Consider the following 13,839-nt stretch of genomic DNA (forward strand, 5'->3'; position numbering starts at 1 on the left):
GGATTTACCTTTCTGTCTAAGCCCATAACCGCACTACCGCCGGGTAGTTCAACCCTCTACTTAGACGTAAGCTGTATGTCCGACAGTGCCGGAACGCTGCAGTTCGTGGCTGAAGGCCGGACAATCTATAACCGCAACTTCCGGGTAATGAAAGGCGGCCAACTGGGCAGCCCGGCCCTATCCGGCAGCGAGGTAATGGCTGTGCCCCAGCCCGGGCGCCCGGGCCGCTATTACGTATTTGTGCCCCGGCACTGGTTTGCGCCCACGCCCACCGTGCAGTACATACCGCCGAATCTGTCCTACTTCATCGTGGATATGCGGCGGGAAGGGGGCCTGGGCGAGGTGCTGCCGGGCGACAGTGCCGTCACGTTGCCCCTGGTCAAGACGCCCTACAATACCGTCGGGGGCTATGTCGGTTCTGATATTGCCGCAGTACGGCACTCGAACGGCCGGGATGTCTGGCTGGTCGTCAAGAATGACCAGCAGCACTATTTGAGCTTTCTGCTGGACGCGCGCGGGCTGCATACCCAGCCCGTTGTAACTCCTAATCCCATGGGCCGGCGGCTGGATTCCGGGCCGGGCCTCAAGGGCCTGCTAAAAGCCAGTGTTGATGGCCGGACGCTGGCCTACGCCAATTTCTCCCTGCTCCTGGATGGCCGAGGCAGCCTCCGCATGCAACGCATGGTGTACCTGGAAATCTCCCGGTTTGATGCCGGCACCGGCCGGGTTAGCAGCAGCTACGTAATCGGGGACTCGCTGCGCTACCGGATTTCGTCCTCGCAGACGTACGGTGGCACCGGCGGGCTGGAGTTTTCCCCGGATGGGTCGCGCCTGTACACCGATACGCTACGCGGTGCCAGCGTCTGGCAGTATGACTTGACGGCCGGTACTCCGGCGGCCATCGGTGCTTCTCGCACGGTAGTGGCCCCCAACAGCAAGATGCTGAGCAACTCGGCCAGTGGCAACAACCTGCAACTGGGCCCCGATGGCTACGTGTATCACGTCAACAGCAGTAGTAAAAGCGTGGCCCGCTTTGAGGCTCCGAACGCGAAAGGAAGTAATGCGGCTTACCAGAAAGACGCCCTGTTTTTCGCGGCGGGCACCCAATCCACTGCCTCCTTGCCCCACGCACTCAACGACCTGGGGCTGCGGCCGGTAGTCGTGACCGGGGCTGGTTCGATTGCCGTAAAATCGGTTTGTGTGGGCGACATGACGCAGTTTGCCAGTTCGCTGAGTCCGTTCCTGGCGGCGGCTTCCTACGCCTGGGACTTTGGCGACCCGGCTTCTGGCGCGTTAAATAAAGGCGTGGGGCAGGCGCCGGCGCACTACTATGCACTGGGTGGTACCTACACGGTTACGCTCACGGTAACGGCCACGAGCGGGCAGGCCTATACCATCACCCAACAGGTGCAAGCCTTGCCCCGCCCGGCGGTTGACTTAGGCCAGGATTTCACCCTCTGCTACGGGCAAAACCGCGTTCTGAGCGCTCCTGCCCAGCCCGCCGGCACCACGTTTCGGTGGCAGGATGGTAGCACTGATCCGCAGCTTACCGTGGCTAAGGCCGGCCGCTACCGCCTGACGGTGACCAATACCAGCGGCTGTTCGGCCACCGATGAGCTGCTGGTCACCCAGCAGGATTGCGGGTTGATACCCAATATTATCACGCCCAATAAGGATGATCGAAACGAGTATTTCGTGCTGCAGGGCTTGCAGGCGGCCGACTGGAACCTGGTAATTTATAACCGCTGGGGCCGGCAGGTGTACCAGAAAGCGAGTTATGACAACTCCTGGAATGCTCCCAATCAGCCAGATGGAGTGTATTTTTATCTGCTGCAAAACCCTCGAACCGGCCAACAAATAAAAGGTGCCGTAGAAGTTGTGCACTAGTCCTGGGCCTAAAAGCGGTAGGGGACAGCCACTCATAAGCTCAATTGGCATTCTGCCCCTATTTCACAATGACCAAAAAAGCCCCGAAACCACAACCGCAACTCCCGCCTCCGCCGCCCGCCGGGGCGCTATTCAAAGCCCGCTTTCTGGGCTACCTCGTCGGGCTGCTGCCTATTGTGGGCATGCTGCTGATGTTTCGCAACCTCGTGCCCCAGTGGCTGGCTCTGATGCTGACCATGGCTGGGCTCTACTTCTCGGTACAGTTGCAGCAGGCGGCCCGGCAGCGGTTTGCCTACGACTTCAAAAACCGGGAAGAATGGCTGGCGCTGGGCGTGTATGTGGCCTTGCTGGTAGCGCTGATGGTCGGCGCCTTTTATTGGCAGTAAAAGAACCGGCGGATGGGCAGCGCGTTGCACAAGGCCCACGGGGCGGAGCCGGCCGGCCAGGCTGCCGCCGGGCTGTCCTGGGTGCAGGTGGCCCCCGGTGCACCCTATTTCATCACCGACCAGGGCCAGAGTTGGACGCCCATCGGGCAGAACGACGCCGTGACCTGGCCTGATTTTGCCGGCCTGTTTCAGCGCCGCGACCGGGCAGCCGTCGACCGGCACCTGGCGTGGCTCTCGGCCCACGGCGTAACCTGCCTGCGCTTTATGCTGGAATACTGCCAGACCGAAAACCGCTACCTGGAGCGGCCCGTGGGGCATTTTCAGCCCAACATGGTCCGGTTCTGGGACGATTTGCTGGCCCTCTGCGAAAAGCATAGTCTGCGCCTGCTGCTCACGCCCTACGACACGTTCTGGATGTGGCGGCGCTGGGCCCACCACCCCTACAACCAAGCGCTGGGTGGGCCCTGCCGGCGCCGCAACCAGTGGCTGCTGTGCCCGGCTACGCGCCAGGCCATCAAAAACCGCCTGAGCTTTGCCACCGCGCGCTGGGGCGGGAGCGGGGCGCTGTTTGCCTGGGATTTGTGGAACGAGATTCACCCGGCCCAGGCCGGCAACGATACGGCCATATTCCACGAGTTTATCAGTGACATCAGCCAGCATTTGCGTCAGGAAGAGGAGCGCCTGCACGGGCGCAGCCACCCCCAAACCGTGTCGGTGTTCGGGCCCGTGCTGGGCCAGTACCCCAGCGTGGCCGAGGTGATATTCCGGCACCCCCAGCTGGATTTTGCCTCCACGCACTTCTACGACAAGGCTACCATCGACAACCCCCGGGATACGGTGGCTTCGGCTATCTGCACCGGCCGGTTGGTGCGCGAGGCCCTGGCCCACCTCGACCCGGGCAGGCCGTTTTTCGACTCCGAGCACGGCCCGATTCACGCCTTCAAAGACCGGAAACGCACCTTGCCCGAGCCCTTCGACGATGAGTACTTTCGCCACATGCAGTGGGCCCACCTGGCCGCGGGCGGGGCGGGGGGCGGCCTGCGCTGGCCCTATCGTCAACCGCACGCGCTGCCGCCCGGCATGCGCGCCGCCCAGCGCCGCCTGGCCAGTTTTACCAAGCTAATCGACTGGCCTACGTTCCGGCGGCGCAACCTCAGCGCCGAGCTGAAACTCTCAACATCGGCCGTGACGGGCTTTGCTTGCGGCGACGAGGCCCAGGCCGTGGTGTGGCTGCTGCGCCAGGATCAGCGCGACCGGCAGCGGCTGGTGCCCAAAAATGCCCCGGCCGTGTCGGTGCAGGTCAGGGTGCCCGGGCTGGGGCCCGGCCGCTACCAGATTGTATGCTGGGATACCCGGGCCGGCCGGCCCACTGGGCAGCTCACGGCCACGGCGGCGGCTGGCGGCCTGCTGCTGCACCTGCCGTCTTTCGTGACGGATATAGCCCTGGCCGTGAGGCCCCAACCCGGGCCGGCTGCCGACCATTCCTGACTGCGGTTAGCTTCTGACAGCCCGTGCGCCGGGCCTGAGTCACGCACGTATACATGCAGGCTGAATCCACTTAAAACGTAGTCTCATAATGCCTCCGTCCGTTGGTAAAATACTTGTTCTTATCGGCCTGGGGCTGGTGGTGCTGGGCGCCGTGGTGTGGCTGGGCGGCGGCAGCTTGTTCAGCTGGTTTGGCCGCCTGCCCGGCGACATTCGCGTGGAGCGCCCCGGCTTCCGGTTTTACGCCCCGCTGGCCTCAATGCTGCTGCTGAGCTTGTTGCTGAGTCTGGTCCTGTGGCTCGTGCGGCGCCTGGGCAGTTAGCGGGGGCGGCTGGGCAGGCGGTAGCGGGTCTGGAGGGAAAACCGGTATACGTCGGTCAGGTTCGTAAGGAAGACGGGCTCAATCTCCCACCGCTGCTTGACCAGCACCGAGGAGCGGATAAACCCTAAGGTTCTTTCCGATTCGGGATGCGCATGGTCCAGGCCGCTCCACTGGCTATTGACCAAAGCCAAACCGCCCGTAAGCCGGAAGTTTTCCTGCCCGAATCCCGAGCCGATGCCGACGGTGCTGGTACCATCGCCCAAGCCTAGCAGGCCGTAATTGATGCTGGAATGGAAATACAAGAGGGGGAACTTCCCAATTTCGAACAAAAATTGGGCTCGGCTCCGGACTAGTTCACCTGGTTTATACACCTGGTCGTAGGCAACATTGCCCAGGTGCACTCCTAGCCCCAGGCGCAGGTAGCGAGGATGCGCCAACTCTACGTACGGACTAAATGCGTACAGGCGGGCGTGACCTTGTTCAAACGGCCTGGTATTGAAAGTGCTACGGCCGTTGACAAACACAGTAGTGTCCTGCAATGGGCGAAACTGGCTACGGCCCAAGCTGGCATTCAGGCCCAGCGTAAGCGTGCCGCTCCGGCGCACGGGTAGTGTACGAGCCACGCCCAGGGAGCCAATAGTGTACCGCTGGCGGTATCGGCTGACCGGATAAGTTGTGCCCGAGCAGCCATAGTCCGGCGACTCAAAAAACTGCGTGGAGCTGCCCGCCGTGCCGCCGACGCTGATGCTCGTGTAGGACTGCCGGGGCGTGGCGCGCGCCGAATCGGGTGGGGCGGGGGCCTGGCTGGTCAGCAGCATGAACAGGGCCGCCAGCCCGGCCCGCAACGCGAGTTGCGCCCGACCAGTAAGGGAAGGCAGCAGCCAGAAGCCCAGTTCCAGCACTACTACCGGCAAGAGCAGCGCTTTTACCACCAGCTGCTCGGGCAGGGCCAGCCACTGAGGGCCCAGGGCGGCCGTGAGAGCCAGCAGCGCTACCGCGCCGGGCAGCGTACGGCCCGGTTGGTTGGCCGGCACGATTTCTGCCGCCACTACGGCAGCCCTAGGCCGGCGCAGTATCCAGGCGTAGTACCCTAGTAGCGCCCCGGCCGCTAGCAGCAAGGCCATTTGTACAGGCTTTACCCCGTGCCAGCTGCCGGCCCCCACAACGTCGCCGAGTGGGGCCCGCCAGAATTCCAGTCCACACCGGCCGGCGGCGTACAGGCCCAGCATTAGCAGGAAGCGTAAACCCGCGGGCCAGGCCCGGTGCCGCGTGCCGATAAGCGCCCCGGCAATGCCCATACACAGCAGCAATTGGTAAAGCTGCGCCGGGTGCAAGGCCAGGGAGTGAGCAGCCCCGGCGGGTAGCAGGCCCTGGTCTACCTGCGTCAGAAAGGCCAGGGTGCCGGGCGCGTACGCCACGGCCCAGGGCAGGTGCTCGGGGGCGGCAGTACCGAAGCAGCAGCCCGTCAGCAGGCAGCCCACTCCCTGCACGGCCAGCCCAATGATGAAGGGCAGCGCAAAGGCATCGAAGACGCCGCGGCCAAACCCGAGCCAGCGCCGCAGCCCGGCCAGCGCCAGGGTAGCCCCCAGGAGGCCGCCCAGCACCGAGCGTTGGCCCTGGCTTTGGCTTAGCCCATGCTGCCAGAGGTACTGCCAGTCGGGGCCGGAGAGGGTAATGAGCTTGGTGCCTAGAATCAGCAGCAGCGAGGAACCGGCTACCACCAGCAGCCAGGGCCGCAGCGGATACTGGCGCCGCCAGCCTTCCCAGAGCAGCAGCGCCCCCGCCACGGCGAAGCCCAGCAAATAAAAGAAAGAGTAATAGTCGTGCGCCAGGGGAGACGGCAGCAGCATAGTAGCCAGTAAATCAGGGCGCATACGGCTAGGGTTAAAAGGTAAAATAAGGAATAACTACGCGTCTACCGGGCGCTGGCCGGCAGCCGGTAGCGGGCCAGCAGCCGAAGCTGGTGTACGTTGTCGAAGTTGCTGGCTAGGTGGGGCTCCAGCTGCCAGTTGGGACTAACCCAAACCTGGGCCTGCACCACCGGAATAAAGGAGGAGGTGGTACGGCTCAGAATACCGGCGTTGATTTCGCTGTTGACCATGGCTGCCCCGAGCAACAGGCGCTGCCGCTCACTGCCGAAGCCCGAGCCCAGTCCCAGCACGCCGGTACCATTGCCCAGCCCGAGCATGTTGTGCCCGTAGCTCAGATGCAGGTAGAGCTTAGACAGTACACCCGCTTCCAGCAATACTTTCGGGCGCACGTGGGCCAGCTCCAGCGGTTTATACACAAAATCGTAGCCTGATGTGCCCAAATCGGCTCCCAGGCCCAGCCGGTAGTAGCGGGGGTGGCTTATTTCGAAGTAAGGACTCAGGGCGTACAGCCGGGCCCCAGCACCGGGCAGCACGTTGGTGCCCGAAAACTTTGTGCTGCCCACCGCAGCTTGCAACTCCACGGTGAACTGCGAGTTTTTCAGAAGTGGCCAGGTGTGGGCCACGCCGATGCCCACCAGCTGGTAGTGCTGCCGGTAAGTATTGGGTTGTTCGGCAGAAGGCCGGGCGTAGGCCGAATAGCTGTAGTACTGCCGGGAGCTGCCCAGTAGGCCACCCAGAATAAAGTCGGTCGTGCCGCGCCGCTTGGGGGAAGTCCGGACGGAATCTTCCGGGGTGGCCGCCTGCGCGGCTCCACAAAGCAGCAGGGTCAGGAGCAGACTAAGGGAAATACGGTGGTAATGACGCATCGGTAGTAGCCAGTGAATTGGGAAGTGTAAGCCCCACGGCTTACGGCAGCTAACATACCGGGTGGCACGCCTGGTACCTACCGAAATTAGGCGGTTTGTAGACTTTGTATATTTAAAACGATATAAAGTAAAATGTTTATTATAAGGTACTTATATGGTGCATATTTGACTTTAAGAATTGCAAATAGCAACTCGCCAGTAAGCTACACGAGAACTTAGCCAAGCCGGAAACGCAGGGGCAGTGCCGGCCTAGCTACCCCGGGCCTTACTGGCGGCGCAAAAACCGGTGCCCCACCCGCAGGCCTACCTGCTGCTGATGCGGGTTGCCGAAGGTGAGGAAGGTGCCGGCCTGCCACTGCGGGGTCAGCAGGGCTTGGGCCTCCACAAAGCCCGACCACGCCCTCTGACCCGCCGGTAAGGCATAATTTTTAGCCGTCGCGGCCCCGGTGCGCAGCTCCCAGCGCGTGCCGCCAAAGCCCGTGCCCAGGCCCAGGCGCTGCTGGGGGTTGCCGGTGCCGTAGCCCAGGTAGTTGTAATCGGCCTGGGCGTAGAGAATCTGGCGGGGCCCAATGCGCACCGACGACTGCAGATCCAGGCTGCTGATTTCGTCACCGAAAGTGTATTTGTGGTAGCCCAGATTACCCACCATCAAGCCCAGGCCCAACCCAAACCACGACCGGTCAATCTGCAGGTAAGGGTTGGCGCTGATCAGCAGCGTGTTTTTCCGGAGGCCCGAGCCCAGCAGCGGATCCGTGAACTGCTGGGTTTGTTGGTCGCCCCCCAGGTGCAGGCGCAGGCCGGCGGTTATTTCGGCTTTGTGCACTTTGCCGTTGGCGGCGGTACCCGGCAGTACCGTGTGCGCGGCATCCAGGGTGGCCAGCTGGTAGCGGTGCCGGTAGTGCAGCAGGGGCGTGCTGCCCCCGCAGCCCCCATCGGTATTCTGATTTCGCTCGAACGAGCCGGCGCTCAGTCCCAGGCCCAGCGTGGTGTAGGCCGCGCGGGTAGCCCGGGTCGAGTCGGCCGCGGCCTGACTGGTGAGCACCAGCACTACGCCCACCAGTACCAGCGGCAACGCCAGGCGGGCCGGACGGGGCCGCACCAGTGCTCCGCGCAGCAGCTGGGCGCCTTCCAGCCCCAGTACGGCCAGCAGCAGGGCTTTTATCACCAGCACTTCGGGCAACGTCAGGGCCCAGGGACCCAGCCAGGCGGTAAGCGCCAGCAGCAGGGCTACGGCCAGCAGATTGCGCCGTGAATTTTGCCGGGGCAGCTGCTCGGGGGCCGGGGCCGAGTGCTGGGCCCGGTAAAGCTGCGTTGCCCACCCCGCCCACACCAGGGGCGCCAGCAGCAGCAAGGCCCACTGCACTTGTTTTAGGGCCAGGCCGCCGTGCAGCCGCACCGCCGCCCCCACCTGTTCCCCGGCTGGGTCGCGCCAAAACTCGATGACGAAGCGGCCAGCCAGCAGCAAGCCCAGGTGCAACAGCCGGCGGTTGCCGCCGGGCCAGGGCCGGTGCCGGGTCAGGAGCAGCAAAGAACCCACGGCGGCGCCCACCAGCAAGGTATAGAGCTGGGTGGGGTGAACCGGCAGCGAATGCGCCGCGCCCACCGGCAGCAAGCCCCGGTCGACCTGCACCAGGTAGGGTAGCGTGTCGGGGGGATAAGTAAAGCCCCAACTGCCGCCCGTGGGATGACCAAAGCAGCAGCCCGTCAGGGCGCAGCCCACGCACTGCACCATCAGGGCCGCACACATGGGCACCGTAAAGGCGTCGAAGACGTGCCAGCTAAAACCAAACGGCCGCCGCAGAGCCAGCAGGGTGAGCGTGCCGGCCAGGGCCCCGCCCAGCACGGTGCGCGCTTCCGAAACCGGCCACTGCCCGGTGCGCAGCAGCAGTTGCCAGTCGGGCCCCGAAAAGGCCAGCAGCTTGGTGCCCAGAATAAAGGCCAGCGTGGAGCAGGCCAGTAGCACCAGCCACGGCCGTAGTGGGTAGCCGCGGCGGTGCCCTTCCCACACCAGCAGCCCCAGATTCAGGCTGAAGGCTAGCACGTAGAACAGCGTGTAGGAATCGTAGCCGACGTGGGCGGGTACGGGCCAGAGCGGCGGAGCCAGCAGGAGTAGAGCGTGGGGCATAAGCGGGCGGGAAAGGCGGTGAAACCAGCCGCCCCCGGAGGTAGAGGGAGTCGGCTGGACAAGCTAATTACCTGAATCCTAACTTACTAAAATGCCGCTGCTTCCGCGCCGGGTATTTTCCGTACTAGTAGCCGTCGTAGCGGCCCCATAGCTGAGTAAGCCGTTTGCCAGCAGACTCCTACCTCGTTTTTGGGGACGTTACAGCCCGCCCGCTGCGGGTGCCTCCTCCACACCCAGCGTAGCCGGAGCACTGCGGTAGTGCACGATGTTTTCAATCATGCCCTTGAAAATCACGAAGTGAAAGGGCACGAGCGAGTACCAGTAGAGGCGGCCCGCCAGGCCTTCGGGACGAAACGCGGCCAGCTGCTCCAGCGTGTGCGAGCCGTCCGGGTTGTCGAGGATGCGGAACTGCAGCCAAGCCTCGCCGGGGAGCTTCATTTCGGCGTAGAGCAGCAGGCGGCGCCCGGCGCGGTCGGCTACCAGCACCCGCCAGAAGTCGAGCGGGTCGCCGGGGCGCAGGCGGGTGGGCGAGCGGCGGCCCCGGCGCAGGCCCACGCCGCCCACGGCCTTGTCCATCAGCCCGCGGATGCGCCAGAGCCAGTCGACCTTGTACCAGCCCCGCTGCCCGCCGATGCTCCAGACGTTCTGCATGACTTCGTCGGGGTGGCGGGTAAAGCGCAGGCTTTGGCGGTCGGTGAGCATGCCGTGCTGCGGAATCTGGACGAAGTCCATGTAGTTTTTCTCCATTACGCCGCTGCTCACCGCGTCGCTCCAGCTGCTGATTACCTCGTTCTGCTCGATGCGGGTAAAGGCCAGGGCCAGGGCTGCCCGGTAGCTCATGCACTCGTGGGGCAGCACCTGGGTAATGCTGCGCTTGAGCGAGACAATCGTGTCGTTGCGCAGGCTTTCCACCAGGCTCTGGGCCAGGGAAAACGTGGTGCGCGTTACCAAATACAGCCACCACGACGAAAGCCGGGGCGTGAGCACCGGCACCGTGACGATGTAGCGCCGGTAGCCCCGCTCGGCGGCCAAACCCTCCAGCATCTGCTTGTAGGTCAGCACGTCGGGCCCGCCGATGTCGAAGGTCTCACCCAGGCAGTCGGGGTGGTCGAGCACGGTGGTAAGGTAGTGCATCACGTCGCGGATGCCGATGGGCTGGCAGCGGGAGTTCAGCCAGCGCGGGGTTACCATCACCGGCAGCTTCTCGACCAGGTCCCGGATAATCTCGAACGAGGCCGAGCCCGAGCCGATGATGATACTGGCCCGCAGCACCGTGACGGCCGCGTGTTGGGCTTTGCGCAGGTTTTTCTCCACCGCCTTGCGGGAGCGAAGGTGGGCCGACAAATTCCGGTCGTTGGCAATGCCGCTGAGGTAAATCACCTGCCGGGCCGAGGTGTGGTCGAGGTAGGCGGTGAAGTGCTGGGCGGAAAGCTGCTCGGCCCGGAAAAAGTCGTGGTCGTGCCCGCTCATGGAGTGCACCAGGTAGTAGGCCGCGTCGATGTCGCGGGGCAGCTGCTGCAGGGTTTCGGGCTGGAGCAGGTCGGCGGCGGCCACCTGCACTTTAGCCCGCAGCCACTCGGGCAGCTCGAAGCGGCGCGGGTCGCGCACGAGGCACACCACCTCGTGGCCGGCTTCCACCAGCAGGGGCAACAGGCGGCGGCCGATGTAGCCGTTGGCACCAGTGAGCAGGATTTTCATAGGGCAGGGCTAGGTCAGGAGCGGGAATACGCAACTACAACCCCGGCGGCGGGCTTTGGTTGCGCTAGCGGCCCCGGCCTTTCCGGCTACCTTTGCGGTTCCTGCTTTTCCCTTGTGCCGCACTATGCCCGCTTTGCTTTCTTCCCGTACCTGGCTTTGGTTGTTTGTTGTGGCGCTGGGCGCGGGCCTGCTGCTGGGTCTGGGCAGCTGGGGCGTGGTAGAAAGCAGCGAGGCCCGCTACGCCGAAATCAGCCGGGAAATGCTGGCCGCCGGCGACTGGCTGCACCCGCGCCTGCTCGGCATCCAGCACTTTCACAAGCCCCCGGTAACCTACTGGCTGACGGCGGCCGGTATTGCTGCCTTGGGCCCCACGGCCCTGGGCGTACGGGTGCCGGCCGTGCTGGCCGTGCTGGCCCAGGTGGTGCTGGTATTCGGGCTGGGCAAGCTGCTGTTTAAGGGCGATGCCCGCCACGCCCTGGCCGCGGCCATTCTCTACGGTACCTTCCCGGTGGTGCTGATTTCGGCCCTCAACGTCACCACCGACGCCTATCTGATGCTCTGGGAGCTGGTGGCGGCCTACGGCATATTGCGCTATTTGCACCAGGGCGGCTGGCGGTGGTTCTACCTATTTTGGCTGGGCCTGGGCCTGGCGTTTCTCACCAAGGGCCCCGTGGGCGCGGTGCTGCCGCTGATGGTGGTGGCCGCTCATTACTTCCGCCAAGCCCAGCCCCGGCGCCCGTTTACGGTGCACCACCTGCTGGGCCTGGGCCTGCTGCTGGGCATCGGCCTGAGTTGGTACCTGTACCTGGTGGCCGAGAATAAGGCCTTCCTCGACTATTTTCTGTGGAAGCAAACGGCCGAGCGGTTTGCCAACGCCGACGCTTTCAAGCGGGCCAAGCCGTGGTGGTTTTACCTGGTGCTGGTGCCCGTGGGCAGTTTGCCGTGGGTGGTGGCGCTGCTGGTGCAGGCCGGGCGCACGCGCTGGGCGGCCGTGCCCCGACAGTGGCGCAACGTGCTGGTTTTCTGGGTGCTGGTGCCGCTGCTGTTTTTCTCCCTGGCCAAGTCCAAACTGCTGCTCTACCTGCTGCCCATCTTCCCCGGCCTGGCCTTGCTCACGGTGTACTACCTGGGCCAGCTCACCGATGCCGCCCTCTACCGCTGGTACGTGGTGATGAGCGGGGTGCTGGCCCTACTCATGGCCGGGCTCTGCCTGTTGCCGGCGTTAGCGGGGGCGCTGGGCATACACCTGGAAATCAGTCCGCTGACTTCCCTGTGGCCGGCCGCGGGCATTGTGGCTCTGGTGCTGCAGCAAATGCTCTGGACCCAGGTGCGGGTGGCGCCCCGGCTGCTGGCCCTGACGGTCATTTTCACCCTCACGCTGCTGCTTACGGCCAAGCCCTTGCTCCACCAGAATCAGCTGGTAGCCAGCAGCACCCGGCCCCTGGCCCAGTGGCTGCAGCAGCGCCACCTCGACCAGGGCCTGGTGCTGGTCTACGACGAAATGCTGCCTTCCCTCTCGTTCGAGCTCAACAAAACGCTCATCACCCTGCAGCACGACAACGACGATATTAAGCGCGAAACCCAGTTTGAGGCCGACAAAAACTGGCAGAAATTGCTGGTCGATATGAACGACCCGGCCCAGCAAGCCTACCTCAAAAGCCTGCTGGCCCGGCATCCCGTCCTGATTGTCAAAGGTGAGTTGGAAGACTTCTGGGGCTGGATGCTGCCCTATTTTCCCCAGCAGGAGCACCTCGGCCCCTGGACGATTTACTACGGCGGCTGGCAATAAGGGAAGGTGAGACGCCGTTGTTTCTTCTGGCATCCTGAGTGCAGCGCAGCGGAGGGAAGGACTTGCCTCATTTGAGTGACAAGGCGCATTAAACGCAAAAAGCCCTTTACCACGCGTGGTAAAGGGCTTTTTGCGTTGGCACAAACCGTAATGGGCTAGGGGAAGAAGGTCCTTCGCAAGCTCAGGATGATAGGCCTGAAAAGACCCACATACCGCTCCTCAAAACCTAGCCTACGTACACTGCCTCGGCTTTTTCGCGCAGGTTGTAGTTGGAGGCCATAACCTCACCGTAGGCGCCGGCCGAGCGAATCACAACCAGGTCGCCGCGCTGGGTTTCGGGCATGGCCACTTCCCGCCCAAAGGTGTCGGACGACTCGCAGATGGGGCCCACCACGTCGTAGAGCTGCTTGGAGCCCTGGCTGGTCACGTTCTGAATCTGGTGGTAGCTACCGTACAGGGCCGGCCGGATCAGCTCGGTCATGCCCGCGTCCAGGATGGCGAAATTGGTTTGCTGGCTGCGCTTCACGTACAGCACCCGGCTCACCAGGGCCCCGCACTGGGCCACGATGGAGCGGCCCAGCTCCACGTGCACCTGCTGACCCGGCCGGCGCACGAGGTGCTGCTCAAACATGCGGAAGTAGGCCTCAAAATCGGGAATGGCCTGGCTGTCGGGGTTGTGGTAATCAATGCCCAAACCGCCGCCCACGTTGAGGTGGGGCAACGTATGGCCCCGGTCTTCGAGCCAGGTTTGCAGCTCATTCAGCTTGCGGCTCAGCTCCCCAAACACGCTCAAATTTGTAATCTGGGAGCCAATGTGGGCGTGCAAACCCACCAGTTCCAGATTCGGTAAGGTGCCGAGCTGGTCGATAACGCCGCCCAAATCGTTGAGGCCGATGCCGAACTTGTTGGCTTCCAGGCCGGTGGTAATGTAGTGGTGGGTGTGGGCATCCACGTTGGGGTTGATGCGCAGCGCCACCCGGGTCCGGCGGCCCTGGGCCCCGGCCAGCTCGTTGAGCACGGCCAGCTCTTCCACCGACTCGGCATTGAAGCACCAGATGTCGGCGGCCAGGGCCAGGTTGATTTCCGCATCCGACTTGCCCACGCCGGCAAACACCACGTCCTGGGGCGCAAAGCCAGTGTCCAGGGCGCGCTGCACTTCGGGGCCGCTCACGCAGTCGGCGCCCAGGCCGTGCTGGCGGATGCGCGCCAGAATCGGAGCGTTGGCATTGGCCTTTAGGGCGTAGTGCACGTGAATGTCGCGGGGGCGGGCGGCCTGCTGCACCGCCGCGAGGGTGCGGTCCAGCAAGGCCAGGTCGTAGAGGTAAAAGGGCGTCGGCCGGGACGCGGCATCGGCCGGGAGGGCAAAACTCATGTAGGGAATCTTAAAAAAAGCCACTGCGAAACCCGGCG

Annotated in this window: 10 protein-coding genes; 5 read left to right on the forward strand and 5 right to left on the reverse strand. The window is 63.9% G+C overall.

All coding sequences use genetic code 11. The annotated features are described in order from the left end of the window. The first annotated feature begins 75 nt into the window (after positions 1–75). From CLV45_RS06165 to CLV45_RS06180, 4 genes are all read left to right on the forward strand, one after another. Positions 76–1,887: a T9SS type B sorting domain-containing protein gene (locus CLV45_RS06165; protein WP_170061820.1), complete on the forward strand. Its 1,812-nt coding sequence runs from the start codon at positions 76–78 to the stop codon at positions 1,885–1,887. Between the two features lie 68 nt (positions 1,888–1,955). Beyond that, on the forward strand, positions 1,956–2,273 hold the full coding sequence (locus tag CLV45_RS06170) for a hypothetical protein (protein WP_100335501.1): 318 nt from the start codon (positions 1,956–1,958) through the stop codon (positions 2,271–2,273). A gap of 12 nt (positions 2,274–2,285) precedes the next feature. After that, positions 2,286–3,761 carry a glycoside hydrolase 5 family protein gene (locus tag CLV45_RS06175; protein ID WP_211289907.1) on the forward strand — a complete coding sequence of 492 codons (1,476 nt, stop codon included), beginning with the start codon at positions 2,286–2,288 and terminating at the stop codon, positions 3,759–3,761. A gap of 88 nt (positions 3,762–3,849) precedes the next feature. Continuing rightward, positions 3,850–4,080, forward strand: coding sequence for a DUF2905 domain-containing protein (locus CLV45_RS06180; RefSeq protein WP_100335502.1), 231 nt, complete (start codon positions 3,850–3,852; stop codon positions 4,078–4,080). Here the strand turns inward: CLV45_RS06180 and CLV45_RS06185 are convergent. The 4 genes from CLV45_RS06185 to CLV45_RS06200 form a co-directional block, all read right to left on the reverse strand. After that, positions 4,077–5,930, reverse strand: a complete 1,854-nt coding sequence (locus CLV45_RS06185) for a prolipoprotein diacylglyceryl transferase (RefSeq protein ID WP_157807319.1) — start codon at positions 5,928–5,930, stop codon at positions 4,077–4,079. The genes CLV45_RS06180 and CLV45_RS06185 overlap by 4 nt on opposite strands. Before the next feature lie 65 nt (positions 5,931–5,995). Beyond that, entirely contained in the window at positions 5,996–6,817 is an 822-nt protein-coding gene (locus tag CLV45_RS06190; RefSeq protein ID WP_100335504.1) for a hypothetical protein, read from the reverse strand. Between the two features lie 265 nt (positions 6,818–7,082). Next, positions 7,083–8,942, reverse strand: a complete 1,860-nt coding sequence (locus CLV45_RS06195) for a prolipoprotein diacylglyceryl transferase family protein (protein ID WP_100335505.1) — start codon at positions 8,940–8,942, stop codon at positions 7,083–7,085. Between the two features lie 198 nt (positions 8,943–9,140). Next, on the reverse strand, positions 9,141–10,640 hold the full coding sequence (locus CLV45_RS06200) for an SDR family oxidoreductase (protein ID WP_100335506.1): 1,500 nt from the start codon (positions 10,638–10,640) through the stop codon (positions 9,141–9,143). A gap of 124 nt (positions 10,641–10,764) precedes the next feature. Between CLV45_RS06200 and CLV45_RS06205 the strand changes: the two genes are divergently transcribed. Continuing rightward, the gene (locus CLV45_RS06205) at positions 10,765–12,429 is read left to right on the forward strand and encodes a glycosyltransferase family 39 protein (RefSeq protein WP_100335507.1); all 1,665 of its coding nucleotides are present in this window, start codon (positions 10,765–10,767) and stop codon (positions 12,427–12,429) included. A 226-nt stretch (positions 12,430–12,655) separates the two neighbouring features. Here the strand turns inward: CLV45_RS06205 and lysA are convergent, their stop codons facing one another. After that, positions 12,656–13,801 (reverse strand): diaminopimelate decarboxylase, encoded by a 1,146-nt coding sequence (gene lysA, locus CLV45_RS06210; RefSeq protein WP_100336971.1) that lies wholly within the window; start codon positions 13,799–13,801, stop codon positions 12,656–12,658. Positions 13,802–13,839: the final 38 nt, after the last annotated feature.

The organism is Hymenobacter chitinivorans DSM 11115 (assembly GCF_002797555.1).
GTDB lineage: Bacteria > Bacteroidota > Bacteroidia > Cytophagales > Hymenobacteraceae > Hymenobacter > Hymenobacter chitinivorans.

What these genes read in the sequence shown, in the direction of transcription:
- CLV45_RS06165 (WP_170061820.1), top strand. Translation starts at nt 76, where the DNA reads ATGTCCGACAGTGCCGGAACGCTGCAGTTCGTGGCTGAAGGCCGGACA.
- CLV45_RS06170 (WP_100335501.1), top strand. Translation starts at nt 1,956, where the DNA reads ATGACCAAAAAAGCCCCGAAACCACAACCGCAACTCCCGCCTCCGCCG.
- CLV45_RS06175 (WP_211289907.1), top strand. Translation starts at nt 2,286, where the DNA reads ATGGGCAGCGCGTTGCACAAGGCCCACGGGGCGGAGCCGGCCGGCCAG.
- CLV45_RS06180 (WP_100335502.1), top strand. Translation starts at nt 3,850, where the DNA reads ATGCCTCCGTCCGTTGGTAAAATACTTGTTCTTATCGGCCTGGGGCTG.
- CLV45_RS06185 (WP_157807319.1), bottom strand. Translation starts at nt 5,930, where the DNA reads ATGCTGCTGCCGTCTCCCCTGGCGCACGACTATTACTCTTTCTTTTAT.
- CLV45_RS06190 (WP_100335504.1), bottom strand. Translation starts at nt 6,817, where the DNA reads ATGCGTCATTACCACCGTATTTCCCTTAGTCTGCTCCTGACCCTGCTG.
- CLV45_RS06195 (WP_100335505.1), bottom strand. Translation starts at nt 8,942, where the DNA reads ATGCCCCACGCTCTACTCCTGCTGGCTCCGCCGCTCTGGCCCGTACCC.
- CLV45_RS06200 (WP_100335506.1), bottom strand. Translation starts at nt 10,640, where the DNA reads ATGAAAATCCTGCTCACTGGTGCCAACGGCTACATCGGCCGCCGCCTG.
- CLV45_RS06205 (WP_100335507.1), top strand. Translation starts at nt 10,765, where the DNA reads ATGCCCGCTTTGCTTTCTTCCCGTACCTGGCTTTGGTTGTTTGTTGTG.
- lysA (WP_100336971.1), bottom strand. Translation starts at nt 13,801, where the DNA reads ATGAGTTTTGCCCTCCCGGCCGATGCCGCGTCCCGGCCGACGCCCTTT.